Source organism: Microbacterium sp. Bi128, from assembly GCF_918698205.1.
On the sequence record NZ_CAKKMM010000272.1, the window covers coordinates 1 to 5,427 of the forward strand.

At 64.6% G+C, this 5,427-nt stretch carries 4 protein-coding genes and 1 tRNA gene; 3 read left to right on the forward strand and 2 right to left on the reverse strand.

The window, feature by feature from the left end; all coding sequences use genetic code 11:
* On the forward strand, positions 1–1,047 hold a 1,047-nt coding region (locus LQV45_RS16775; RefSeq protein ID WP_230008008.1), incomplete at its 5' end, for an MFS transporter.
* Positions 1,048–1,063: 16 nt separating this feature from the next.
* On the opposite strand, the gene LQV45_RS16780 is transcribed toward LQV45_RS16775, so the two are convergent.
* Both LQV45_RS16780 and LQV45_RS16785 read right to left on the reverse strand, forming a co-directional pair.
* Positions 1,064–2,191 carry a N(5)-(carboxyethyl)ornithine synthase gene (locus tag LQV45_RS16780; RefSeq protein ID WP_230008010.1) on the reverse strand — a complete coding sequence of 376 codons (1,128 nt, stop codon included), beginning with the start codon at positions 2,189–2,191 and terminating at the stop codon, positions 1,064–1,066.
* A 269-nt stretch (positions 2,192–2,460) separates the two neighbouring features.
* Positions 2,461–2,534: transfer RNA gene (locus tag LQV45_RS16785), tRNA-Gly, on the reverse strand.
* Positions 2,535–3,134: 600 nt separating this feature from the next.
* Between LQV45_RS16785 and LQV45_RS16790 the strand changes: the two genes are divergently transcribed.
* Both LQV45_RS16790 and LQV45_RS16795 read left to right on the forward strand, forming a co-directional pair.
* Positions 3,135–4,751 carry a sugar transferase gene (locus tag LQV45_RS16790; protein ID WP_223915145.1) on the forward strand — a complete coding sequence of 539 codons (1,617 nt, stop codon included), beginning with the start codon at positions 3,135–3,137 and terminating at the stop codon, positions 4,749–4,751.
* Between the two features lie 45 nt (positions 4,752–4,796).
* Positions 4,797–5,427 (forward strand): NAD-dependent epimerase/dehydratase family protein (locus LQV45_RS16795; RefSeq protein ID WP_230008009.1); only part of this gene is annotated, 631 nt, incomplete at its 3' end.

Consider the following 5,427-nt stretch of genomic DNA (forward strand, 5'->3'; position numbering starts at 1 on the left):
GCGTTGGCCGCGGTCCTTGCCGTCCTGGCGCTCGGCCAGCGGATCGAGGTGGGACACGTCTACGCGATCGCGCTGGTTCTGGGCCTCGTGACCGTGCTGGACCAGCCGGCCCGCCAGGTGTTCGTCAACGAGCTCGTGGGCTCCGGCTATCTGCGAAACGCGATCAGCGTGAATTCCACGATCTTCCAGCTGGGCGGCCTGATCGGTCCTGCGATCGCCGGGATCCTGCTGACCGCCGTGGGGGCCGGCTGGGCCTTTGCCGCCAATGCGGTGGCCTGCTGCTTCACGGTGGCCATGCTCCTGAGCCTGCGCAAGGACCAGCTGCATGTCAGCACCCCGGCCGCAAAGCGCCCGGGCATGCTGCGGGAAGGGCTGGACTATGCGCTCAGCAAGCCCACCATCTACTGGCCCTGGCTGATGGCCGGGTTCATCGCGGTGTTCGCGATGAGCCTGCCGGTGCTGCTGGCCGCGTTCGCGGACCACGTGTACGACGCCGGTGCCGGCGGCTACGGGCTGCTCAACACGCTCGTGGCCCTCGGCGCCCTGGCCGGCGCCATCACGTCGGCCCGGCGGCGCGCCCTGCGGCTGCGCTCCGTGGTGCTGGGCGCCGGGATGTACGGGCTCATGCTGTGCCTGGCTTCCCTGGCACCGTCCATGGCCTGGTTCGGCGCGGCCATGGTGCTGGCCGGATTCTGGTGCCTGATGTTCCTGACCGCCGCGAACCAGCTGGTCCAGGTCAGCGCCAACCTGGCCATCCGCGGGCGGGTCATGAGCCTGTACATCATGGTGCTGATCGGCGGCCAGGCGATCGGCGGCCCGATGATGGGCTGGCTGGCCGAGCACGCGGACCCGCACACCGCCGTCCTCGTCTCCGGCGGCGTCCCGGTGCTGGCTGCCGCGACCGTCGCCGTCGTCCTCGCCCGGCGCGGGCAGCTCATGCTCAAAGTGGACCTGAAAGACCGGCGCCGGGTGCTGCGGATCGTCCGGACCGATTTCCGCACCGAAGAAGGACAGCCGCTGCGTGGATCCACGCAGCGGCTGTCCTAATTCGTCGCGGAAGCCCCTAGAGCTCCAAGGGGCGGTGCGGGAACTCGGCTTCCCGCTGCTGGAACTGCAGCACATCCGGGTTCAGGACCACGCCGTCGCGGATTTCGATCGCGCGGCGGATGGTCTCGTTTCCCGCCCAGGCTTCGGGGCCGGACACCACGGTCTCGAGGAACGGCAGCAGCGCCTCGCTGATTTCCCAGCTGGCGGAATTCCACAGATAGGACGGGCTGTGGTCCACGGCGTAGTAGTCGATGTGGTCGCCCACTTTGAACATCGGCTCGGCGAAGGTGGTGGTTTTCGCCCAGCTGAAGCCCATGCCCTCGTCGCAGGAGACGTCCACGATCAGGCTGCCGGGCCGGAAGGCGGCCAGGTCCCCGGTGCGCAGGTAGGTCAGCGGCGCGTTGGGGTCCTGCAGCGTGCAGTTGACCACGATGTCGCTCGCGGCCAGGAACGGCGCCAGCGGCACGCGCCCGCGCTCGGTGATGACCTCGCTCAGGAACGGCGCCTCGCTGTCATGGTCGAACTGCGCGATGCGTACCGAGTGGATGGGAGAGCCAACAGCGGCAACACCGCGGTTGGTCAGCACCTGCACGTCATGGACACCGTGGGCATTCAGCGCCGTCACGGCGCCGCGGGCGGTGGCCCCGAAGCCGATCACGACGGCGCTCAGTCGACGGCCGTAGTCTCCGGTGGAACCGGTCAGCGCCAGGGCATGCAGCACGGAACAGTAGCCGGCGAGCTCGTTGTTCTTGTGGAAGACATGCAGGCCGAAGCCGCCGTCGCTGGCCCAGTGGTTCATGGCCTCGAAGGCGATCAGCGTGAGTTTCTTGTCGATCGCCAGCTGGGTGATGGCCCGGTCCTGGACGCAGTGCGGCCAGCCCCAAAGGACCTGCCCGTCCCGGAGTTCGGCCAGGTCCTCGGGCTGCGGCTTGGGCAGGAGGACGACGTCGGCTTCCGCCAGCAGTTGCTGTCGCGGCGCGATGCGCCCCACGAGGGGTGCGAGCTCGGCGTCGGACCGGCCGAAGCGCTCGCCGTAGCCTTCCTCGAGGATCAACCGGTCCCGGATCTCCGGCGCGATGCGGTCCAGGTGCAGGGGGTGGATCGGGAGGCGCCGCTCGTCCGGTTTGCGTGTGCCGGCGAGGATGCCGAGCGTGAGGTAATTCGGTGAACGGGTCCCTTCTTTTTGGGGCTCGCCGTCTTTGCGGCGGTCACTTTATCGAGGGAGCTGGCCGGCGCTGACGCGGCCCTCTTGTCAGCGCGCTTTTCCTTAATGGATTTGCCGGATTTCTTGGATGCTGCTTGACGGGGGGATTTGTCAGCCATGATTGCTCCTGTAGCGGAACCGAAGAGGTTCCTGACTTCCGACGATACAGGTAGCAACCTAATAGGAGCCCGGGATGCTGTGGGGGCATTTGGAGCGGCTGACGGGAATCGAACCCGCGTATCAAGCTTGGGAAGCTAGCGCTCTACCATTGAGCTACAGCCGCAGTGGGACCGGCCTGAATTCCAGCCGTGAGTCCCGATCAACGAGGTTTACATTACCTCAGTCTGAGTTCGAGGTTGTACACCCCGCGGTCGGCTGGCCGGTACCGCGCCGGGGTGGCGCGATTGTGACCGGATGGCGCGCCTGCGGTGTCCCTCGCTCTGAAGATCGCTGGTCCCGGCATCCCCGGGCCCGTCATTTCCCCGAAACGCTGTGGGAACGCCTCGTTCATCTGCTCAGAAAGCGAGCCGAAACCGCACCCCGAAATGGGTAGTGCTGTCTCGAATCCGGGTAATGGGCGCAAGTAGTCCGCCCGTGGCGGCGAATTTGACGAGTGGTCCACCAACTCAAGAGGGGTAGGCCACACTCGTGTGCAGCACAAAGCCATCGAATTTACTGGAGGAGACCACAGCCAACCGAGTCGCTAGAAGGTCTCACATGTACGACCAAAAGTTGATGGTGGCCCGTCCTTTGTTGCCAACGGGTGGGTTTGCCCACCCAAACGTGCCGGATCAAGGCCCCTCGCGGGCCAGGCGTTTGGTACGGCATCAGGGCCGCCAGCCGGCCGGGTTCAGTGGTCCTGTTGGCGCTATTGGCGGCAAGCATGAGTGAGCTCAAGCAGCGCGTTCCGGTCCATACGGGGTATCGATCCCCGGATCATGTCCGGGTCACCCCACGAACGCAAGATTCACCGAGGTCTGCTGCCGGCGCGGCAGCTTTAGCCCCGCCGTCCATCCCATTTCCCGACTTCAGGTCGGCGAAACTCCGGCTTGCGAGCAGCTCCCGTCGCGAGGGCATTCGTTGGGCAAACCGTTATCGGCATCTTCTGATAGCCGCAGACGCCCTGGTGATTGCGGCAGTGACTGCGGCGGCCCACATCACCCGGTTCGGGTTGAGCACAGTGAGTTCGGTTCAAGTGGGCGAGTTCCGAGTGGATTACCTCTACATTTCCGTGGTCATCGCGGCCGCCTGGATGCTTGCGTTGGGGCTGTACAAGAGCAGGGACACGCGGATCGTCGGAATCGGAATCGACGAATACAGACGGGTCGTCAGCGCAAGCGCAATGCTTCTGGGCCTCATCGCTCTGGTTTGCTTTGTCCTGAATATCGACGTGGCCCGGGGATTCTTCGCGCTCGCCCTGCCCGCCGGGCTGACCGGCCTGCTGGCGGCACGCTGGAGCATGCGTCAGTGGCTGTCCAGGCAGCGGGTTCACGGCCATTACCTTTCGCGTGTGATCGTGCTGGGCCGGCCGAATGACGTCCGGTACGTCGTCAGCCAGATCGAAAAGAAGTCCGGTGCGGCGTACAAGGTCGTGGGTGTCGCACTTTCCGGGTCCGCCGGCGCCGGCACCTTCACCCAGGGCAGCCATGTCCTCAACGTCATTGGAGACGAGCGGAGCGTCGTGGAAGCGGTGGCTTCCGTGGACGCCGATGCTGTCATCGTGGCCGGACCCATGAAGGGCGGCAGCCGTTACATACAACGACTCGGATGGAAGCTGGAACAGTCGTCCACCCAGTTGATCCTCACCACCGGACTGACCAACGTCGCCGGTCCCCGGATCCACTCCCGTCCCGTGGAGGGCCTGCCCCTCATGCACGTGGAACTGCCGCAGTACGCCGGCGCCAAGCATGCTCTGAAGAGGTTATTCGACATCACATTGGCCGCCGCGGCCCTGGTGGCGCTCATCCCTGTGTTCCTGGTCCTCGGGGTGATGATCAAGCGGGACAGCCCCGGGCCCGTGATCTTCAGGCAGGAACGGGTGGGTCGCGGCGGTGAGAAATTCAACATGCTGAAATTTCGGTCAATGGTCGAAACCGCGGAGGACGATCTCGCCGGGCTCCTGGAACACAATGAGGGCGCGGGTGTGCTCTTCAAGATGCACAACGATCCGCGGGTCACCGGGGTCGGCCGCTGGATGCGCAAGCACTCCCTCGACGAACTGCCGCAATTCTGGAACGTCCTTAAGGGCGACATGAGCCTGGTCGGTCCACGGCCCCCGCTGCAGCGCGAGGTCGACAACTACCACCACAAGGTGCTCCGGCGGCTCTACATCAAACCGGGCCTGACAGGCATGTGGCAGATCAATGGGAGATCGGAGCTGAACTGGCGCGACAGCGTCCGCCTGGATTTGTACTACGTCGAAAACTGGTCGCTGGCCGGAGACCTGATCATCCTTTGGCGCACAGCAAAGATGCTCATCAATCCGGTCGGGGCCTACTGACAAACCAAGGGTTTCTGTTCTACAAAAATTGAGAAAGGCAAGGCAATGACCACACTTGTTTCGGGGGCTGGTGGATTCATCGGAGGCCATTTGGTGGCCCAACTCCTCAAAGACGGACAATCAGTCCGGGCAGTAGACCGCAAGCCTTTTGCAGAGTGGTACCAGGTGCACCCGGAGGCGGAGAACATCCAGGGCGACTGCTCCCTGCTGGAGACGGCTCGCGAGGTCAACCGGGGCGTGCAGTACGTCTACAACCTCGCCGCCGACATGGGCGGCATGGGCTTCATTGAGAACAACAAGGCGGCCTGCATGCTGACTGTGCTCACCAGCACTCACATGCTCATGGCAGCGCAGGAAGCAGGCGTTGAGCGGTTCTTCTACAGCAGCTCAGCCTGCGTTTATGCTGCCGGACATCAAACGTCCTCTAACGTCATCGCACTGCGTGAAGAAGACGCGTACCCCGCACAGCCGGAGGACGGCTACGGATGGGAGAAGCTCTTTACCGAGCGCATGGCCCGGCATTACCGCGAGGACTTCGGGCTGCAGACCAGAATCGCCCGGTATCACAACGTCTACGGCCCGCACGGCACTTGGGACGGTGGGCGGGAGAAGGCGCCGGCCGCACTCTCGCGCAAGTTCGCACGGGCGGCACTGACAGGCGACACCAATCTTGAGA